Here is an 18,646-nt window from a genome sequence, read left to right on the forward strand (position 1 = left end):
TCGCGGCCTTCCCACCGATCCCAAAGTGCATCTGTAAAAATTACATTACATCAGATCCGTGGGTCAGGTAGTTGACCATCCGGGCGGTTGAGGCATCCAGCCCATCGACACCCTGCGCACCCGTCACCACCGGCGCCAGCGCCGTGGCCAGTTCTTTGCCCAGCTCCACCCCCCATTGATCGAAGGAGTTGATCCCGAGGAGCACCCCTTCGACAAACACCCTGTGCTCATAAAGCGCCACGATCTGACCAAGCACGCGCGGTGTCAGTTTGGGGTAAAGCAATGTGGTTGAAGGGCGGTTGCCGGGGAATTCCCGGTGGGCAGCCTGACGGATCAGCTCCTCCCCCTCAAAACCTGCGGCGCGCATTCGGGCTTCGGCTTCTTCCCGGCCCCGGCCCATCATCAATGCCTGCGACTGAGCCAGGCAATTGGCGACCAGAAGTTTGTGCTGATCTGCAAGGTCAGGCTCATGCCCTTCCCGCGCCACCATGAATTCGCAGGGGATCACAGCAGTCCCCTGATGGATCAGCTGATAAAACGCGTGCTGCCCATTGGTTCCGGGTTCACCCCAGACCAGCGGGCCGGACACCACTTTCAGTGCTGTCCCATCCATCGCCACACGTTTGCCGTTCGATTCCATCTCCAATTGCTGCAAATAGGCAGGCAAACGTGCAAGTCGCTGCTCATACGGCAAAACAGCCCGCGTGGGATACCCACAGATCTGATGGTGCCAGATCCCTATAAGGGCCAACATCAGTGGCATATTTTCGCGCCCTTTGGCGGACCTGAAATGGGTGTCCATCGCCCGTGCCCCGGCCAACATCTCGGAAAACCGATCTGCTCCGATCGCGATCATGATCGACAGACCAATTGGTCCCCACATGGAATAGCGCCCACCAACCCAGTCTTCAAAACCGAACACGCGCTCAGCCGACAAGCCCCATTCGGCGGTCTTTTCTTCATTCGAGGACAGGGCCACAAAATGCAGTGCGGCGGCAGCGTCGCCAACCTGATTGGCGATCCATTTGCGGGCCACCTCAGCATTGGTCATGGTTTCGACAGTGGTAAATGTCTTTGACGCCACGATCACCAGGGTTTCCGCCGGGTCGAGGCGGCGCAGCGTGTCGTGAATATGCGCCCCGTCGAGGTTTGAGACGAAATGCACGTCAGGCCCGTCATGATAAGGCGCCAGCGCCCGGACAGCCATCACCGGGCCAAGGTCGGACCCGCCAATCCCAATGTTCAGAACATGCCTGAAACGCCCCCCCGATGGGGAGCGGATCTGTCCCGCCCGCAGCCGGGTCGAGAAATCGCGCATCCGTTCCAGCGTCGCCTGAACCTCGGGCACGACATCCTGCCCGTCCACCATGATCCGCCGCGCCGTGGTGGCGCGCAGCGCAGTGTGCAGCACCGCCCGGCCTTCGGTTTCGTTGATGGGGTCACCGGAAAACATGGCCTCACGCCGATCTTCCAACCCGGTCTCTGATGCGAGTTCCAGAAGAAGTGACACGGCGTTGTCATCCATCGCGGTTTTTGACCAGTCAAGCACCATATCAAGGGCTTCGGTCGAAAACATCTCTGCCCGGTCGGGCGCGTCGAAAAGGTCAATAATACGCTGAGCTTGATGCGCGGCCCGATGGGCTACAAGCTTTTCAAATGTCATACTGCACTCTGTTTGATAGGGTCGAAACCTGCACTGCACTGAACCGACTATACACATTCCCCACGGGCTGACCATATGCCCCGAACATCACGCGGCCCAATGCACGTTCAGCGCCCCAAGCAGCGCCTTGATGGGAGCATCCAGCGCATCCTCTGCCTCCATCGCCTGCGCAAGCGCATCACGCTTGGCCTGACCGGTGATAATCAGGTGCTTATTCACCGCCGAGTTCAATGCCCGCGCGGACAACGTGACGCGCGGCTCCTCTGCACCGGGAGCGTTCATGGTCAGTGCCGCGGGCGCTTCATGCGACAAAGCCTGTGCAAGCTGGTCACCGCCGGGAAACAAGCTGGCCGTATGCATATCGTCCCCCATCCCCAACACGGCGACAGAGAGCGGCAGGCAGTTCTCCACCTGATCGGAAATCTGCGCAATCACCTGATCGGGCGTGGCCCCGGCGTGATAGAGGGGCACAAGATTGGCGCGGGCCGCCCGGCTGGTCTGCAGCCGGTCCCGCAGCATGGCCGTGTTGGAACGCGGATGCGTTTCCGGCACCCAGCGTTCATCGGTCAGCATCACATCCACCCGCGCCCAGTCCAGATCCGCTGCACAAAGCGCGTCAAAAACCGGACCTGGTGTCGTGCCGCCCGGCACCGCCAGGCTGGCGCGTTCTTCATGTTCCAATGTCATCACAAGCTCAGATGCGATGCGGTCCGCCAGATCCAGCATCATCATGTCCTGGTCGGGGTAATCAATCAGCTTCATTCGCGCAGCTCCCTCCAACGACGTCCGTCTTTATGTAGTAACATCAATGCCTCATCCGGCCCAGACGTGAATGGGTCATAGGAATGCGGTTTGTCGCGACGCGCCTGCCAGCCTTCGATGATCGGATCTGTCCAGGCCCAGGCTGCCTCCACCTCATCGCCACGCATAAACAGGGTCTGATTGCCGCGGATCACGTCCATGATCAACCGCTCATAGGCATCCGGCACGTCAGCTACCTCTTCACCCAGGGCTTCTGCAAAGGTCATGTCGAGCGGCACATCGATCAGCCGCATCCCCCCCGGCCCCGGTTCCTTGATGGTCACTTTCAGATCCATGCCCTCATTTGGCTGCAACCGGATCGACAACTCATTGGCTGACTGGCCGGTATCTTCCTCAAAAATGGAATGGGGCGGCTCTTTGAAACGAACCACGATCTCAGACATGCGCGCGCGAAGACGCTTGCCCGTGCGCAGGTAAAACGGCGTGCCGTTCCAACGCCAGTTCGATACGTGCAGCTTCATTGCGATGAAGCTTTCCGTATCACTGGCATCGACTTCCGCATCCCCCGCATACGCAGGAACTTCGTCGTCGCCACGATACTGCCCTCGCACCAGATCTTCAGGCGCCACCGGATCGAGGGCCCGGATCACCTTCAGCTTTTCATCCCGCACCGCATCGGGATCGAATTTCGAGGGAGGCTCCATCGCCGTGAGGCACAAAAGCTGCATCAGGTGGTTTTGCACCATATCGCGCATCGCCCCCGAGCGGTCATAATAGGCCCCGCGCCCGGCGACCCCAACGGTTTCCGCAACAGTAATCTGGATATGGTCCACATATTGCGCATTCCACAGCGGCTCAAACAGCATGTTTCCAAACCGCAGCGCCATCAGGTTCTGCACCGTTTCCTTGCCCAGGTAATGATCAATCCGATAGATCTGGCTTTCTTCGAAATGCCGGGCCAGCGTGGCATTGAGCGCACGCGCGGTTTCCAGATCATGCCCGAAAGGTTTTTCAACCACGATCCGCGCCTGCGGGCCAGCAATTTCATGCCCCCGAAGGCGTTCGGCGATCGGCCCAAACAGGCGCGGGCCAACCGAAAAGTAAAAAGCCTGCACCACGTCCTTGCGCATTTCTTGGGCGAGATGCGCCCACCCCTCATCCCCAAGCGCGTCAATCGCCACGTAAGAAAAAAGATCAAGAAACCCCTTCAACACACTGGGATCACATTTCTTTTTCGACACAAACTCGCGCACGGAAGTTTCAACAAAGTCCCGATACCCCGCACAATCAAGCACTGACCGGGCCGCGCCGACAATACGCGCCTCCGCCGGGATCTGCCCATCACGATAGCGGCGATAAAGGCCCGGCAGGATCTTGCGACGGGCCAGATCACCGGTCCCTCCAAAGATGACCAGATCGAAAGGATCCACAGGGATAACGCGCGAAACCATGAAGCTCTCCGTAACTTATCTGTCGCAAACCACGTGCTGGTTCGTGATCATCCATCCTGCGTGGGCTTACAAGCGGCCATGACACACAGAAGTTCGAACATGATCGACGCTCCTAGATAGGCTGTTGCGCCAGCGGGGTCAAATGGCGGCGACACCTCAACCAGGTCGGCGCCGACAATCTTTACCCCCTGAAGGGCACGCACCACCTGAATCGCCTGATAGGAGGTCGGTCCCCCCACCTCTGGCGTGCCGGTGCCCGGCGCAAAGGCGGGGTCCACGAAATCGATATCATAGCTGACATAGGTATCCCCCTCACCGACGATTTCGCACGCCTCGTGCATCACATCGACAACGCCACGGGCATGGAACTCCTCAATCGGGATCACGCGAATGCCCACTGCATTGGCAAAATCCCGGTCCTCGCTATCATATGCTGTGCCACGGATCCCGATCATGACCACGCGATTTGGGTCCAGCAGCTCTTCTTCAACCGCGCGCCGGAACGGGGTGCCATGGGTATACATGGTGCCATCAAAATAGGAATGGAACAGGTCGGTGTGGCTGTCGAAATGCACCATGCCCAGCGGGGCATCCCCGCTCAGCGCCCGCAAAATGGGTAAGGTGCACAGGTGGTCCCCTCCGCCAGTCAGCGGCCGGATCCCTGCCCGCTTCACCCGGGTGTAAAAGATCTGCATCCGCTCAAGACTGTCCATGACATCGGCGGGGTTTGGCGCCACATCCCCCAGATCAGCACAGTTCATCATTTCAAACGGGCGTATACCGGTGGCGCCGTTTTGCGCCCGGATCATGGTGGACATGTCCCGCAACTGGCGGGGGCCGTGGCGCGGGCCTGGCCGGTTGGTGGTGCCGCCATCCCATGGCGCACCAATCAGCCCCACATCCACTTCTTTGATCCGCTCATGATCCAGATCGACATGCGGCAAGCGCATGAAAGTGGGGATGCCCGCAAAGCGTGGCAGGTCAAACCCCGAGACGGGTTTGAAAAAGTCATCGGTTTTCTGATTGGTCATCTGAGCCTCCCTTTGGGACAGGCTAACCCGATCCAGACATCCCGTCTTCACTTTTCAGATGGGACCGCCTGTCCATCAGGCATCCAACTCTGCATCCCAATAAAGGAAATCCATCCAGCTTTCATGCAAATGGTTCGGAGGAAACTTGCGCCCGACATTGCGCAGTTCTTCCGCAGTGGGTTGGCGAGCGGGTTTGCGCAAGCTCAGACCTGACCGATGCAGAGGTTTGCACCCCTTTTTCAGATTGCATTTCTGGCACGCCGCGACCACGTTTTCCCAACTGGTCACGCCACCTGATGCCCGCGGCACCACGTGATCGAAGGTCAGGTCGCCTTTGCCCCCGCAATACTGGCAGCAAAATTCATCCCTCAGAAATAAATTAAAGCGCGTGAAGGCCACGCGCTTTTGGGGTTTGACGTAATCTTTCAGAACCACAACCGAGGGGATCCGCATTTCCATACTCGGGGAATGAACCAGTTCATCATATTCCGCCAGAATATTGACCCGATCCAGAAACACCGCCTTGATCGCCTCCTGCCAGGGCCAAAGCGAGAGCGGATAATAGGACAAGGGCCTGAAATCCGCATTCAGGACCAAGGCCGGGTGTTGCTTTATCCGCCCCGGTTCCCTCGTAAACTCTGTTCTGAAATCGCCATCCATTTGGGACTCCCCCACCGCCCTGTGCTTAACCTCTTTGGTTCACGGGGCGGGAGCTCCCGCCCCTGCGCTTGGTTCAACTATATATAGGAACAGAAACCAAACAACCCCCAAGATAGAGGGTTGGGTGAGCTATAACCGCAAGAGGTGACAAAGATGTGACGGACCAAATGACCGTGACTGGCACTTATTGATCGCCTTCATTTCCCATCTGCATCTTCTGAATGCCGAGCTTATCAAGCATGAATTGCAACGCAACCGACAGCCCGTCCATGGCAATGCCATGGCCAGTGCCCTTCATAATGAACCCATAGGTTTCAAACCCGTTGGCCTCAAGAATGGTGCCACTTTCGCTGAAATGTTGCGGCGGGACCATATCGTCCTGATCGCCATGAACCAAAAGCACCGGCGGCTTGCTGACAATATGGGCTGCAAACTCGTCCGGCTCCAGCATCCGCCCCGAAAAGGCCACGATACCGGCCACCGGTTCGGCGCGTTTCGGCAACACGCGAAGGCTCATCATCGTGCCCTGAGAGAACCCGAAAACAATGAGTTTTGAGGGGGTTATCCCCTCCTCTTCAAGCACCCCATCCAGAAAAGCATTGATGTCGGCCTCGGCCATTTCCGCGCCACGCATTGCGTCTTCTTCCGACGATCCATCAAGCCACGGGATGGGAAACCACTGATAGCCAAACGGATTGCCCGCACATTTTTCGGGCGCGTCAGGGGCAATGAATGTGGTGTCCGGTAGATGTTCGGACAGGGGATCCGCCAGCCCCAGAAGGTCCGCCCCATCCGCACCATACCCATGCAGGAACACCACCACGGATTTGGTTGTGCCCGAAGCCGCAGGGCGGCGTTTTGCATCCAGAATGCGAGTCATCAGCGGATCCCTTCCCTTTGTTTGATCACCCGGTAATAGGCCCACAAGAGCCGCGCTGCAACGCCCCTCCATGGGGACCAGGCCTCTGCCATCACTTTCAGTTCACGATCTTTTGGGCGCGCAGGCAGATCAAACATCTCTTTCGCGGCTTCCTGAAGGGCCAGATCCTTAGCTGGAAAGATATCCGCACGCCCCAGCGAAAACAGGGCATAGATCTCGGCGGTCCACTCTCCGATGCCGGTGACCGCAGTGAGCGTCGAAATCACCTGATCAGAAGAGGCAGACTGCAACGCCGCGTAATCAATCCCCGCATTTGCAAGGGCCTGCGCATAGCGGATTTTTGGACGAGACAGGCCAAGTTGCGCCAGATCTTCGGTGCTTGCCTGCGCAACCCGCTCGGGCGTGACCAGCCCGGCCCCCTCGATCCGCTCCCAGATGGCCTGCGCCGATGCGGTCGACACCTGCTGAGAGACGATCGCGGACAAAAGCGCCGCAAACCCGTCCGATCTCAGCCGCAACGGGATTTCATCAATCTGCTCAAGGGCTTTCGCAAATCTTGGCTCACATTCGACCAGCCAATCGGCCCCTTCTTTCAAGCAGGCCTGCCCTGTGATCACACGCTCCATCATTGATGGGCCTCTGCCCAGGCCATGACCTCGTCCAATGTCGAAACCGTCTCTGCATCCGGCCCATACGGACGGGCGATCATGGCCACCTTCACCCCAAGCGCCCGCGCGGCGTCAAGTTTGGCGCGCGCAGCTCCCCCGGCGTTTTTGGCAACCAGCCAGTCCACGCCAAGCTGCTTCAGCAAAGCGGTTTCCGCCGCCAGGGTAAAAGGCGGACGTCCGGTGATCCATCCGCCGGACAAGGGAAAGGGTTCCGGCCCATCATCCACCTGCCTGCAAAACAGAACCCGGTCCGGCAACGCCATGGCGATATCCTCGCTCTGCCCGCCAGTGGCGAGGAACACCCTCGACTGTTTATCAATCAAATCAGACAGTTGATGTATATCTTCAACAATGTCCCAAATTTCACCGGGGGTCGGTGTCCACGCGGGGCGAGAATATCTGAGATAGGGGATCGACAAGGCGGCGCAAATCTCGGCACTCCGCTGACTGATCCGGTCGGCAAAAGGGTGCGTGGCGTCGATGACAAGATCAAATGCCTGATCCGTCATATAGGCGGCTTGCGCCTCCCGACCACCAAACCCACCTATGCGTGTGGGCACCGCCATTGGCCTGGGCTGCCGCGTGGCACCGGCAAGGGACGCAATCACCTCAAACCCCGCCTTGGCAAGACGGTTTGCCAGCTCACGCGCTTCTGCAGTTCCCGCAAGCAGCAGGACACGCCGCCGGCTCATCCGCCCACCTGTGCGATGATGGTGCCCGGTCGGTCGATGATGACGATATCCGCGACACAATCCGTGTTGCGCAATATGTGTCGCACCTGCGCCAACGCCTTTTTCGCCACAATATCGACCATTATTTTTCCATGTTTTTCATATACCTGAAGCGCTGTATTCATCCCCCGGACATCATCATCGCCAAGCCAATCCGCCAGCAGATCAAAGTCCACCTGACTGCGGCGCGAATGCAGATCACGCGCGCCCTGTGCGAGTTTGGTGATCTTGCCGATCCCGCCCCCTACCGTCACCCGGCCCACCGGATGTTTGGCAAGGTATTTCAGCATGCCCCCGGCAAAATCCCCCATGTCGATCATGGCGCCTTCACTCAGGCCATAGAGGGATTGCACAGTGGCCTCTGAGGTGGCCCCGGTGCAGCCAGCCACATGGGGCAACCCGGTGGCCCGCGCCACATCGACACCACGGTGGATAGAGGCAATCCAAGCTGCACAGGAGAACGGCCGCACCACCCCCGTGGTGCCGAGGATCGACAGCCCGCCAACAATTCCCAGCCGCGGATTCCAGGTCTTTTGAGCGAGGTCCGCGCCTCCCCGCACAGAAATGGTCACATCAAGGTCAGGCGCGTGATCGTATTGGCGGGCGGCGGCCTCGATCACTTCGGTGATCATACGGCGCGGCACCGGGTTGATTGCGGGCTCTCCCGGGGGCACGGGCAGGCCCGGCTTGGTCACCATACCCACGCCTTCCCCCGCGAGAAAACGAATGCCCTGACCCGCAGTGCCAGTGCGCACATGGGAAAGAATCAGCGCACCGTGGGTGACATCCGGATCATCGCCCGCATCCTTGATCACCCCGACCTCGGCCCAGCCCTGACCATGATGCGCAACTTCAAGGTCAAACTCGGGCATCTCGCCTTTGGGCAAAGTGATCGACACCTTGTCCGGAAACGCCCCGCCCCACAGGTGATGCACCGCCGCACAGGTGGCAGCGGTGGCACAGGCTCCCGTGGTCCAGCCACGGCGCAATTGAACTGGATTTGTCTCGGTCATCGGCGTGACCTTACCAGTGTCTTTTCGCGCCGCCAATCGGCGTTTGCGCCATTTGAGAGCACAAGCGCGGCAGTGTAGCGGTGTGGCGGTGGCAGACAACTGAATGTCGCAAGACGGCTTTCGCCCGGTCGAACTCCCACCTATAAGGGCGCCATGCAAAACGAACTCTCTTTTCCTGCCTCTCTTGCCGGAGGCGCATGGCCCGAAATGAAACCCGGCTGGGTCTGGCTGGTAGGCGCAGGCCCCGGAGATCCCGGCCTGTTGACGCTGCACGCTGTAAATGCGCTGCGTCAGGCAGATGTGATTGTCTATGACGCGCTGGTTCAAAAGGTCATCCTGGACTGGGCGCGCCCGGATGCCGAGGTCATCTATGCCGGCAAACGCGGTGGCAAACCCTCTGCCAACCAGCGTGATATTTCGCTGCAACTGGTGGATCACGCCCGTGCAGGCAAGCGCGTGTTGCGCCTGAAAGGGGGGGATCCGTTTGTCTTCGGGCGTGGCGGCGAAGAAGGACAGACACTGGTTCAGCACCAGATCCCGATCCGCATCATCCCCGGCATCTCTGCAGGGATTGGCGGTCTGGCCTATGCTGGCATCCCGGTCACCCATCGGGACGTGAACCAGGCGGTTACCTTTGTGACCGGGCATGACCAGTCCGGCAATACGCCCGGTTCTCTGGACTGGAGTGCTATTTCCAAAGGGTCGCAGGTCATCGTGATCTACATGGGCATGAAACATCTGGGGCGGATCCGCTCCGCCCTGATTGCCGCCGGGCGCGAACCGGAAGAACCCGTTGCCATTGTCACCAATGCCACCACACCAGAGCAGCGCGTGCTGGAAACCACCCTGATCACCTGTGTCGAAGACGCCGAAGCTGGTGGCTTTGGTGCCCCGGCAATCATCTGCGTCGGGCGCGCGACATTGATGCGTCAGGCGCTTGACTGGCAGGCGATCGCAGAAGGCATGGCGCCGCGCAACACCGACCCGCTTGGGCGGGGACGCCCGGCTGAGGACCGCTGAGATGGCCGCCGCGCAATTGCCCCATCCGCAGGGTGTGATCATTGCCGCCCCCAATTCGGGGTCCGGCAAGACCACGCTTACCCTGGGAATTTTGCGCGCCCTGACCCGTCAGGGGCATCATGTCACCGGGGCGAAATCCGGGCCGGACTACATCGACCCGCGCTTTCACGCCGCTGCCTGCGGGCGGGACTGCCTGAATTTGGACGCATGGGCAATGCCTCCCGACCGGGTGCGGGCATTGGCAGGACAGAGTGGTGATCTGCTGATCATCGAAGGGGCCATGGGGCTGTTTGACGGCGCCCCGCCAGTAGGCAAAGGCGCCACCGCGGACCTTGCCCGCATTTTGAACCTTCCGGTCGTTCTGGTGGTGGATTGCGCACGTATGGCGCAATCACTTGCCCCGCTGATTGCCGGGTTTGCCGCCCATGATCCCGATGTGCGGGTCGCCGGAGTGATTCTCAATCAGGTTGGATCCGCCCGCCACGAGGCAATGCTGCGCGCTGCCATGGCACGGATCGAACTGCCGGTTCTGGGCGCAGTCTATCGTCAGGATCAGATGGCGCATCCCTCACGCCACCTTGGGCTGGTGCAAGCGGGCGAGCACCCGGACCTGCAGGCCTATCTGGACCGGGTTGGCGACGCGGTGAGCGACGCGATCGACCTCGAAGCCCTGACCTCTCTGGCAACCACCCTTCCCAACGCACCAACGGCTGCACGCCTAACCCCTCCGGGCAGCCGCATTGCTGTGGCACATGATCGCGCCTTTGCGTTTGCCTATCCGCATATTCTGGCCGATTGGCGGGCGGGTGGTGCGGCAATCCTGCCGTTTTCACCGCTGGCGGATGAGGCCCCGGCAAAAGATGCGGATTTCATTTTCCTGCCCGGGGGTTACCCGGAACTTCATGCGGCCCAACTGGCAGCTGCACAAAACTTCAAATCTGGTATGCACGCCGCAACCTGCCCCATCTATGGCGAGTGCGGAGGTTACATGACCCTCGGCCAAACCATTGAAGACAAAGATGGAAATACCCATGAGATGCTTGGCCTCCTGGGACTTGAGACCAGTTTCTCCAAGCGCAAGCTGCACCTCGGGTATCGGCAGGTCAGCACGGATCACGGGCCCTTTGCCGGGCGCTGGAACGCACATGAGTTCCACTATGCCACCACAATCCGCGCCGAAGGAACCGCCCTGTTCGAGGCCACGGATGCCGAGGGACAAACGCTTATTCCAATGGGTCTCATCCGCGCCAATGTCAGTGGCAGCTTTGCCCATCTGATCGACAAAGCGGATTGATTTTTTGGCGACAATTTGCTTGGTGCTTGGGGTTGACCCCTTCATGTCAGGCTTATTGACCCATGACCGATATTAATGCCCCTTCCATGGCGGATGACAGCCGCGCCAGGCGAAATGTAACCATTCTGGTGCTGGCCCAGGCCATTCTTGGCGCGCAGATGCCGATGATTTTCACCATGGCAGGTCTGGCGGGACAGTCGCTGGCGTCGAACCCCTGTTGGGCAACACTGCCGATTTCACTGATGGTGGCCGGGTCGATGGTCTGGGCCAATCCGATCAGCTGGGTGATGCAGACCTATGGTCGCCGGGTTGGATTTTGGGTCGGCACGGGTGGAGGGTCGCTCGGCGCAGCCATCAGCGCCTATGCATTGATGCAATATGACTTCTCGCTCTTCCTTCTGGGGTCTTTCCTGATGGGCCTGTATCAATCCGCACAGGGTTTTTACCGGTTTGCCGCGGCAGATACCGCCTCACCCGAATTCCGCCCAAAGGCCATTTCCTATGTGATGGCGGGGGGGCTGGCCTCTGCCATTATCGGCCCTCAACTGTTCAACCTGACCAATGACATGCTGGTGGTGCCCTTCCTTGGTGCCTACCTGGCGATCATTGCCATCAACCTTGCGGGCTCCTTTCTCTTCCTTGGCCTCGACATTCCCAAGCCGGAAAAACCACATGTGGACGCCCCCAGGGGCCGCACCAGGATCGAGCTGCTGCGGGATCCGGTGATTGCCGTGGCCATTATTTGCGGCATGGTTTCATATGCTTTGATGAATCTGGTCATGACCTCTACCCCGCTGGCCGTTGTCGGCTGCGGCTTTGAGACCGACATGGCGGGAAATATCGTCACCGCCCATGTGCTGGCCATGTTTGTGCCCAGCTTCTTCACCGGACATCTGATTGCCCGCTTCGGGGTGCGCGCCGTGATTGCCTCTGGGCTGGTCATCCTCGGGCTGGCGGGGATCGTCGCGCTTCAGGGGGTCGAACTGGAGAACTTCTTCCTTGCCCTGGTCCTGCTTGGGATTGGCTGGAACTTCGGCTTTGTCGGCGCAACCACCATGCTGGCCGGCGCACATAAACCCGAAGAACGCGGGCGGGTGCAGGGGATGAACGACATGATCGTCTTTGGCTGCGTGACCGTAGCCTCGCTCGCCTCTGGCGGGTTGATGAACTGTTCGGGGGGAACCGCCGTGGAAGGCTGGAGTGCTGTGAATATCGCGATGGTGCCGTTTCTGGCACTGGCAGGCGCATCTCTTATCTGGCTGATGCTGCGCCCGAAAGAGGCGTTCGATTAACCGGGCTGCGCCTTTTGGGTCGACTAGGGTGACGGGAGACAAAGGGGCTTTGCCCCCGCTTTCGCAAATTGCCTTTCACCTAAAACATCTCGGCACCTGCCCCGTTTCAGCCAATGGCACAGGCGGGGTTATGTGCCACCGGTCTCAGGTTTTCACCCGCGCGCTACGCCCGCCGCGGCGGCCGGTTGTTGCAGCAGGTTCCAGAGCAGCCCGCATGACCGACGTCATCGGATGGTCCGGGGCGTCCGCGCCGTAGGTCTCAAGCAACAACGCAATCCGTTCGGCCTGTGGCAGCTCATGTTCGTCAAACAGCGCCCAATCAAGGAAGATCGACCGGCACTCTTCGGACCGGATCCCGTCAATCCGGTAGCTTTCGCGGATCAGACCACGTTTATCGATGGCGGCAATCAACTCGCTCATGTCCTCTCCCTCCTCACGCATGGGCCCCTCTCCTCATGCCGAAACCGATCCCGCCATCACCGGCGGATGCGACAGCACCTCTTCGATTGCTTCCGCTGCACGGGCGGCACGGGTTTCAACCTCGCTCACCAGCTCGCCCTCATCCTCGACCCCGGTTTCGCGCAAGAGCAGGTCCTGTCCGCCCTGCCCCAACGCCTGCAGATCCAGCGGACCATCGCTGAGCAGTTTGGACGCGGCCTGCAACCGCCACATTAGGTCATGGCTGTCTGCCATGGCTTGCCCTTGGGCGTCAGTGAACCAGCCAATTGCGACCCCCTGCGCGATCTGTTCCCGGGGCGTGCGTGCCATATCCGGGGACAGGAGCGAGGCGGATTGCGCCACCAGTTCCACATCCTGCAGGTGCCCCACCCCCAGCTTGGCTTCAAGCGCCCCACCGCCTTCGCCTTTCGCAGCGGCAATGCGCGCCCGCATATCAATCACATCCTGCACAACCTTGACCGGATCGCGATCAAAGCTCAGCACGTCCTGGCGAACCGCCTCATAGGCGGCCGCAACATCGGCAGGCCCGGTGACCACCCGCGCACGGGTCAGCGCCAGATGCTCCCATGTCCAAGCCTCGTCGCGCTGGTAGGCGCGGAAACTGTCGATGGACGTGGCCACTGGCCCCTGTCGACCGGATGGGCGCAGGCGCATATCAATCTCGTAAAGCTTGCCTTCTGCCATCGGCGCGGAAACTGCGGTGACAAACGCCTGGGTCAGGCGGGCGTAATAGGGCTTGGTGGCCAGCGAACGTTTGCCATCCGACATGTCCTGCCCGTCTGCATCGTAAATCACAATCAGATCAAGATCCGACGTCGCCGAAAGCGAGCGCGCGCCAAGGCTGCCCATGCCGACAAGCACCGCCCCTTTCCCCGGCGGCGGGCCATGCTTCACGGCAAAATTCGCCACCACCTCGGGCCAGAGCGCCCGGATCACCGCATCGGCAAGGTCGGTATATTGCGCCCCGGCCTCGCGCGCGTGGATCAATCCGCGCAGGAAATGCACACCGATGCGGAAATGCCATTCCTTCATCCAGCGCCGGGTGGTGTCGAGCTTGACCTCGTAATCCGGCGCCTTTGAAAGTCGGTCCTTCAGCATCCCGGTCAGGGCCGCTTCTCCGGGCCAGGGTTCGAAAAACCCGCCTCCGATCACCGCATCCAGCACCTGGGCGTTGTGGCCAAGATAGGCGGCAAGGGCCGGCGCGGTGGCGGCGATATCGACGATCAGGTCCACCAGGGTCGGATTGGCTTCAAACAGCGAAAACAGCTGCACCCCAGCCGGCAATCGGCTGAGAAAGCCATCAAACTGGATCATCGCATCATGCGGACGGGGGGCCGCGGCCAAACGCGCCAAAAGATCAGGTTTCAACCGGTTGAAAATCTCGACCGCGCGCGAGGATCGCAGGCAGGAATAGGTTTCCCACCGCGACACAATCTCGGCTTCGCTTTCCTCCAGCTGGGGCACGGATGCGCCGGTGTCATCGGGGGCAAAGAAGCCTTCAGTTACCTCATGCACCTCGGTCAAAGCATCGTGGATACGGGATTTCAATGCCTCGGTATCCCCCTCGCCCATCATCCGCGCAAGGCGATCGAACTCCTCAGGGTTTGAGGGGAGTTTATGGGTCTGCGCATCGCGAAACATCTGAACCCGGTGTTCAACCTCGCGATGGAACCGGTAATGGCGGGTCAAAACCTCAGCCGTCTCATCCGGGAGCCAGTTGGCTGCGGCAAGGGCGGCCAGCCCCGGCACGGTCTGGCGAGAGCGCAGGGTTTCATCGCGCCCGCCCGCAATGATCTGGCGGGTCTGGGTGAAAAACTCGATTTCCCGAATGCCACCGCGCCCCAGCTTCATGTCATGGCCGGGAAGGGTGATATCACCATGCAGCCCTTTATGGGCCCGGATCCGCAACCGCATGTCATGGGCGTCCTGAATGGCGGCAAAATCCAGATGCTTGCGCCAGACAAAAGGGCTGAGCCGTTTGAGATAGGCCTCACCTGCGGCCAGATCGCCCCCACAAGGGCGCGCCTTGATATGCGCCGCCCGTTCCCAGGTCCGCCCCAGACTTTCGTAATAGCGCTCTGCCGCCTGCATCGCCACGCAGACCGGGGTGACCGAAGGATCCGGACGCAGACGCAGGTCGGTGCGGAACACATAGCCATCCGCCGTCAGTTCAGACAGCATCGCGCTCATCCGGCGGGTGGCCTTCACATGGCTTGCGCGCGCGTCGTGGAAATCGAGATTGTCGAACCGGCTGTCATCAAACAGCATGATCAGGTCAATGTCGGACGAATAATTGAGCTCATGCCCGCCCATTTTCCCCATGGCGAGCGCAACCATACCGCCTGCCGTGACAATGTCATCCTCGGTCATGCCTGGCAATTTGCCGCGCCGGATTTCCTGTCCCACCTGAAACTTCATGGCAAGATCGGTCGCGTGCCCGGCAAAATCCGTCAACGCCCCGGTGACCTGTTCCAGTGACCACACCCCCGCAAGATCTGCCAGACCAGTGAGCAGGGCCACACGTTGCTTGGCAATTCGCAGCGCGCTGCGCAACGCGCTGTCACTGTCGCCGTCGATCGCCTGCATCGCCTCTTCAAAAGCGTCCTCAGGGCTCTGAGACAAGGCCGCGCGCAGCCAATCCGCCTGTTTTTCCATCAAACCCCGCAAATAAGGCGAACAGCCGGCGGTGCCGGCCAGGACCTCACGCAGCTCGGGGGAGAGATCTTTGAAATGGTCGGCAATCTCTCCGGCGGGTTCGGTTTCATATGCGATTGGAGAACGCGTGATGCGGGCGGAGAAAGGTTCTATTGTCATGGGGCAAAATTGCCCCCGCGACACCGCCGGGTCAACAGCGCAAAGGGGGGCTGCGACATTTCTGTGTTTTCTTTTTGCATCCTCAGGTTAAAGGCGAAATACTTCGGGGCTGATGAACGAACGGAAGGGCAGACATGTCAAAAAGCCTGAAACGGGTGCGGGCCGCACTGGAAACACATGGGATCGCGGTTGAGATCAAGGAAATGGCCGAGAGCACCCGCACCGCCCAAGAGGCAGCCGCCGCAGCGGGCTGCGCGCTGGATCAGATCGTGAAATCCATTATGTTCCGGGGGGAAAACTCCGGGAACCTCTTCTTGTTTCTGACCGCGGGCGGCAATCAGGTCTGTGCGGACAAGGCCACCGCCCTGGCGGGAGAACCTCTGGGCAAAGCTGATGCGCGATTGATCCGGGATCAGAGTGGATTTGCAATCGGTGGCGTCTCCCCCGTTGGGCACCTGACCCCCATTCGCGCATTCTGCGATCCCCGATTGAATGAATTTGACCTTGTCTGGGCTGCCGCAGGCACACCGCGCCATATTTTTGCAGCCCCTCCGGCGGATGTGATCCGCGCGAGCGGGGCAAAACTGGCCTGTTTTACGGCTTAAGCGCGGTATTCGGGCCATTATTTCGCAACAGACAGAATGCAAAGCATCATTTTATATTTAATGTTTTCAATCGGGTAACTGAAAAATGTAAAAAACATTCACATTCACCCTTGCACCCCCTTCGTAAGCTCCCCACATGCAGTAATGTGAAAGGCATTCACATACACCGAAACAATCCTACGGAGAACCACCATGTCCACCGCCGCCCAATCGCATATCAGCCCCGCCCCGCAAGGCTGGTTTTCGCGCGCCGAGAGCTGGCTGGATCAACGTGGCAAAGGCGCCTGGATCGCTGCCATGGTTGTGTCCTTCATCCTGTTCTGGCCCGTCGGCCTCGCCCTTCTTGCCTATATGATCTGGAGCAAACGCATGTTTTCGAAATCCTGTTCCCATCACCGCCACCACATGTCAGGCGATCAGCATTTCGCCCGTCGACACGGGTTCCGCAGTTCTGGCAACACCGCCTTTGACGCCTATAAGGCAGAAACCCTGCGCCGGTTGATGGATGAGCAGGAAGCCTTTGAAAACTTCCTCGAACGCCTGCGGGCCGCCAAGGACAAATCGGAGTTCGACCAGTTTATGGACGAGCGCGCCGATGCCACCCGTGATGCGGCCGTAAAGGCAGGTGACGATTTGGCAGATGAGGCCGATACGCTTGATGAACCGGGCAAAAACGAGAAGTAACACCTTTCCTCCCTTCTCTCCTGCCCCACCCCGCGCGCCCCGCAACCTGACTTAATGGGGCGCGCTTTTCCTTTGCGTCACAACCCGGTAAAGAAAGAAAATGACCCATACAGATAATGCGCTTTGGGGGCTGCCTGATCCCGCCTACCAGCCTGAATATTATGAAAGTGTTGCCCTGAAGCGCCTGATGGCCTGGGGCGTGGACGTGGTTGTGATCTTCACCCTTTCGGTGCTGGCCAGCCTGCTGAGTTTCGGGATCGGCTTTTTCCTGTTTGGGCTGGTCTATTTCTCGGTTGGTTTTGTTTACCGGGTCCTCACGATCTCTGGTCGGTCGGCCACATTGGGCATGCGCCTGATGGCCATCGAACTGCGCACCCATCGCGGAGACCGGTTTGATCCGATGACGGCGATTTTCCACACGCTGGGCTATTATATCTCAATGGCGACATTTCTGTTGCAACTGATCTCTCTGGTGATGATGTTCACCACCCCGCGCGGTCAGGGTCTGATCGACATGGTGCTGGGCACAACCGCCCTAAACCGGCAAGCCCGCCAATAGCGCCAAAAACGGGGACAAAACGGCTGTGACAATCAGCCGTTTACCCTTTTCATGCTATGGGGTTGAAGGAACCCGCCTATTGGCGTTACCTTTTTGGAAACCATGATTTACACGGATGACCATGCGCCATTCCCTTCCCCTTGCGCCGCAGTTTTATGTGACTGCGCCCCAGACCTGCCCCTATCTTGAGGATCGGCAGGAGCGCAAACTGTTTACCGCGCTTCAGGGGGAACACGCATCCGAACTGAATGACAGCCTATCCAAGCAGGGGTTCCGCCGCTCGCAAAATGTGCTCTATCGCCCCTCTTGTGCGGAATGCAATGCCTGCCTGTCGGCCCGAATTCGGGTTGAGGATTTCATTCCGACCAAAAGCCAGAAACGCACGGTGCGGAAAAATGCAGCCCTGCAGCGACGGGCCCGCGCACCTTGGGCGACCGAAAACCAGTTTGACCTGTTTCGCACCTACCTTGACAGCCGCCATGCGGATGGGGGCATGGCGGATATGGATGTGTTCGAATTTGCGGCGATGATCGAAGAAACCCCGATCAAGACGCGGGTGATTGAATACCGTTCCCCCAGCGATCAGCGCAAAGGAGACCTGACCGCGGTCTGCCTGACCGATGTGCTCGATGATGGGTTGTCGATGGTGTATTCCTTCTATGACCCGGATCTGCAGGATCTGTCTCTGGGCACCTACATGATCCTTGATCACATTGAACTCGCCCGCGAAGTGGGTCTTCCCTATGTCTATCTGGGCTATTGGGTGCCCGGCAGCCCGAAAATGGATTACAAGGCCAAATTCTCCTCTCTCGAAGTGTATCGCCACGGAGAGTGGGAACCGTTGCAGGACCCGAAAGCCTATGAAGTGGACCAGCATCCGCTCTCTACTGATCCGATTTCAGAGCAGGTTGCAGGGATCCAGCTGCCCAGCCTGCCAAACACGGATCATTAAAGCGTATTGGGTTTCTCCTGAGAGGGGAGACGTCGAAACGCGCCATGAGATACCCATACTGTTGACGCATCGGGATATACGCCGCCCTGAACGCATTCCATGCCGCCC

At 59.5% G+C, this 18,646-nt stretch carries 18 protein-coding genes; 7 read left to right on the top strand and 11 right to left on the bottom strand.

Going from position 1 to position 18,646, the window contains the following annotated elements; genetic code table 11:
- Nucleotides 1-40: 40 nt before the first annotated feature.
- The 9 genes from pgi to XMD517_RS04165 form a co-directional block, all read right to left on the bottom strand.
- Nucleotides 41-1,663 carry a glucose-6-phosphate isomerase gene (pgi, locus tag XMD517_RS04125; RefSeq protein WP_173486999.1) on the bottom strand — a complete coding sequence of 541 codons (1,623 nt, stop codon included), beginning with the start codon at nt 1,661-1,663 and terminating at the stop codon, nt 41-43.
- An 87-nt stretch (nt 1,664-1,750) separates the two neighbouring features.
- The gene (gene pgl / locus XMD517_RS04130; protein ID WP_173486998.1) at nt 1,751-2,425 is read right to left on the bottom strand and encodes a 6-phosphogluconolactonase; all 675 of its coding nucleotides are present in this window, start codon (nt 2,423-2,425) and stop codon (nt 1,751-1,753) included.
- Nucleotides 2,422-3,876, bottom strand: a complete 1,455-nt coding sequence (gene zwf / locus XMD517_RS04135; protein WP_173486997.1) for a glucose-6-phosphate dehydrogenase — start codon at nt 3,874-3,876, stop codon at nt 2,422-2,424. Before zwf ends, pgl begins: the two co-directional genes overlap by 4 nt.
- Nucleotides 3,877-3,923: 47 nt before the next feature.
- A complete protein-coding gene (locus tag XMD517_RS04140) occupies nt 3,924-4,907 on the bottom strand; it encodes an agmatinase (protein ID WP_173486996.1) in 984 nt (327 codons plus the stop codon).
- Between the two features lie 75 nt (nt 4,908-4,982).
- Nucleotides 4,983-5,567, bottom strand: a complete 585-nt coding sequence (locus XMD517_RS04145; protein WP_055192533.1) for an HNH endonuclease — start codon at nt 5,565-5,567, stop codon at nt 4,983-4,985.
- A gap of 184 nt (nt 5,568-5,751) precedes the next feature.
- Complete coding sequence (locus tag XMD517_RS04150) at nt 5,752-6,447, bottom strand: alpha/beta hydrolase (protein ID WP_173486995.1); 696 nt, start codon at nt 6,445-6,447, stop codon at nt 5,752-5,754.
- A complete protein-coding gene (locus XMD517_RS04155; protein ID WP_173486994.1) occupies nt 6,447-7,076 on the bottom strand; it encodes a DNA-3-methyladenine glycosylase in 630 nt (209 codons plus the stop codon). The genes XMD517_RS04150 and XMD517_RS04155 overlap by 1 nt, the downstream gene beginning before the upstream one ends.
- Entirely contained in the window at nt 7,073-7,807 is a 735-nt protein-coding gene (locus XMD517_RS04160) for a cobalt-precorrin-6A reductase (protein ID WP_173486993.1), read from the bottom strand. The genes XMD517_RS04155 and XMD517_RS04160 overlap by 4 nt, the downstream gene beginning before the upstream one ends.
- Entirely contained in the window at nt 7,804-8,859 is a 1,056-nt protein-coding gene (locus XMD517_RS04165) for a cobalt-precorrin-5B (C(1))-methyltransferase (protein ID WP_173486992.1), read from the bottom strand. The genes XMD517_RS04160 and XMD517_RS04165 overlap by 4 nt, the downstream gene beginning before the upstream one ends.
- A gap of 153 nt (nt 8,860-9,012) precedes the next feature.
- Here XMD517_RS04165 and cobA point away from each other — a divergent pair, with 153 nt between their 5' ends.
- From cobA to XMD517_RS04180, 3 genes are all read left to right on the top strand, one after another.
- Nucleotides 9,013-9,879 carry a uroporphyrinogen-III C-methyltransferase gene (cobA, locus tag XMD517_RS04170; RefSeq protein ID WP_254449757.1) on the top strand — a complete coding sequence of 289 codons (867 nt, stop codon included), beginning with the start codon at nt 9,013-9,015 and terminating at the stop codon, nt 9,877-9,879.
- Between the two features lies 1 nt (nt 9,880).
- Nucleotides 9,881-11,173 (top strand): cobyrinate a,c-diamide synthase, encoded by a 1,293-nt coding sequence (locus XMD517_RS04175; RefSeq protein WP_173486991.1) that lies wholly within the window; start codon nt 9,881-9,883, stop codon nt 11,171-11,173.
- A gap of 62 nt (nt 11,174-11,235) precedes the next feature.
- Complete coding sequence (locus XMD517_RS04180; protein ID WP_173486990.1) at nt 11,236-12,465, top strand: MFS transporter; 1,230 nt, start codon at nt 11,236-11,238, stop codon at nt 12,463-12,465.
- Nucleotides 12,466-12,609: 144 nt separating this feature from the next.
- Here the strand turns inward: XMD517_RS04180 and XMD517_RS04185 are convergent, their stop codons facing one another.
- Entirely contained in the window at nt 12,610-12,906 is a 297-nt protein-coding gene (locus XMD517_RS04185; protein WP_254449758.1) for a hypothetical protein, read from the bottom strand.
- Between the two features lie 12 nt (nt 12,907-12,918).
- A complete protein-coding gene (locus tag XMD517_RS04190) occupies nt 12,919-15,738 on the bottom strand; it encodes a glutamine-synthetase adenylyltransferase (RefSeq protein WP_173486989.1) in 2,820 nt (939 codons plus the stop codon).
- Nucleotides 15,739-15,872: 134 nt separating this feature from the next.
- On the opposite strand from XMD517_RS04190, the gene XMD517_RS04195 reads away from it, so the two are divergent.
- From XMD517_RS04195 to XMD517_RS04210, 4 genes are all read left to right on the top strand, one after another.
- Nucleotides 15,873-16,343, top strand: coding sequence for a YbaK/EbsC family protein (locus tag XMD517_RS04195; protein ID WP_173486988.1), 471 nt, complete (start codon nt 15,873-15,875; stop codon nt 16,341-16,343).
- 192 nt (nt 16,344-16,535) lie between these two features.
- Nucleotides 16,536-17,027: a DUF2852 domain-containing protein gene (locus XMD517_RS04200; protein ID WP_173486987.1), complete on the top strand. Its 492-nt coding sequence runs from the start codon at nt 16,536-16,538 to the stop codon at nt 17,025-17,027.
- A 100-nt stretch (nt 17,028-17,127) separates the two neighbouring features.
- Nucleotides 17,128-17,586, top strand: a complete 459-nt coding sequence (locus XMD517_RS04205) for an RDD family protein (RefSeq protein ID WP_055192696.1) — start codon at nt 17,128-17,130, stop codon at nt 17,584-17,586.
- Nucleotides 17,587-17,707: 121 nt separating this feature from the next.
- Nucleotides 17,708-18,538 carry an arginyltransferase gene (locus XMD517_RS04210; RefSeq protein WP_173486986.1) on the top strand — a complete coding sequence of 277 codons (831 nt, stop codon included), beginning with the start codon at nt 17,708-17,710 and terminating at the stop codon, nt 18,536-18,538.
- The last annotated feature ends 108 nt before the right edge of the window (nt 18,539-18,646 follow it).

This window comes from Aliiroseovarius sp. xm-d-517 (assembly GCF_013283135.1).
GTDB lineage: Bacteria > Pseudomonadota > Alphaproteobacteria > Rhodobacterales > Rhodobacteraceae > Aliiroseovarius > Aliiroseovarius crassostreae.

What these genes read in the sequence shown, in the direction of transcription:
- pgi (WP_173486999.1), bottom strand. Translation starts at nt 1,663, where the DNA reads ATGACATTTGAAAAGCTTGTAGCCCATCGGGCCGCGCATCAAGCTCAG.
- pgl (WP_173486998.1), bottom strand. Translation starts at nt 2,425, where the DNA reads ATGAAGCTGATTGATTACCCCGACCAGGACATGATGATGCTGGATCTG.
- zwf (WP_173486997.1), bottom strand. Translation starts at nt 3,876, where the DNA reads ATGGTTTCGCGCGTTATCCCTGTGGATCCTTTCGATCTGGTCATCTTT.
- XMD517_RS04140 (WP_173486996.1), bottom strand. Translation starts at nt 4,907, where the DNA reads ATGACCAATCAGAAAACCGATGACTTTTTCAAACCCGTCTCGGGGTTT.
- XMD517_RS04145 (WP_055192533.1), bottom strand. Translation starts at nt 5,567, where the DNA reads ATGGATGGCGATTTCAGAACAGAGTTTACGAGGGAACCGGGGCGGATA.
- XMD517_RS04150 (WP_173486995.1), bottom strand. Translation starts at nt 6,447, where the DNA reads ATGACTCGCATTCTGGATGCAAAACGCCGCCCTGCGGCTTCGGGCACA.
- XMD517_RS04155 (WP_173486994.1), bottom strand. Translation starts at nt 7,076, where the DNA reads ATGATGGAGCGTGTGATCACAGGGCAGGCCTGCTTGAAAGAAGGGGCC.
- XMD517_RS04160 (WP_173486993.1), bottom strand. Translation starts at nt 7,807, where the DNA reads ATGAGCCGGCGGCGTGTCCTGCTGCTTGCGGGAACTGCAGAAGCGCGT.
- XMD517_RS04165 (WP_173486992.1), bottom strand. Translation starts at nt 8,859, where the DNA reads ATGACCGAGACAAATCCAGTTCAATTGCGCCGTGGCTGGACCACGGGA.
- cobA (WP_254449757.1), top strand. Translation starts at nt 9,013, where the DNA reads ATGCAAAACGAACTCTCTTTTCCTGCCTCTCTTGCCGGAGGCGCATGG.
- XMD517_RS04175 (WP_173486991.1), top strand. Translation starts at nt 9,881, where the DNA reads ATGGCCGCCGCGCAATTGCCCCATCCGCAGGGTGTGATCATTGCCGCC.
- XMD517_RS04180 (WP_173486990.1), top strand. Translation starts at nt 11,236, where the DNA reads ATGACCGATATTAATGCCCCTTCCATGGCGGATGACAGCCGCGCCAGG.
- XMD517_RS04185 (WP_254449758.1), bottom strand. Translation starts at nt 12,906, where the DNA reads ATGCGTGAGGAGGGAGAGGACATGAGCGAGTTGATTGCCGCCATCGAT.
- XMD517_RS04190 (WP_173486989.1), bottom strand. Translation starts at nt 15,738, where the DNA reads ATGACAATAGAACCTTTCTCCGCCCGCATCACGCGTTCTCCAATCGCA.
- XMD517_RS04195 (WP_173486988.1), top strand. Translation starts at nt 15,873, where the DNA reads ATGTCAAAAAGCCTGAAACGGGTGCGGGCCGCACTGGAAACACATGGG.
- XMD517_RS04200 (WP_173486987.1), top strand. Translation starts at nt 16,536, where the DNA reads ATGTCCACCGCCGCCCAATCGCATATCAGCCCCGCCCCGCAAGGCTGG.
- XMD517_RS04205 (WP_055192696.1), top strand. Translation starts at nt 17,128, where the DNA reads ATGACCCATACAGATAATGCGCTTTGGGGGCTGCCTGATCCCGCCTAC.
- XMD517_RS04210 (WP_173486986.1), top strand. Translation starts at nt 17,708, where the DNA reads ATGCGCCATTCCCTTCCCCTTGCGCCGCAGTTTTATGTGACTGCGCCC.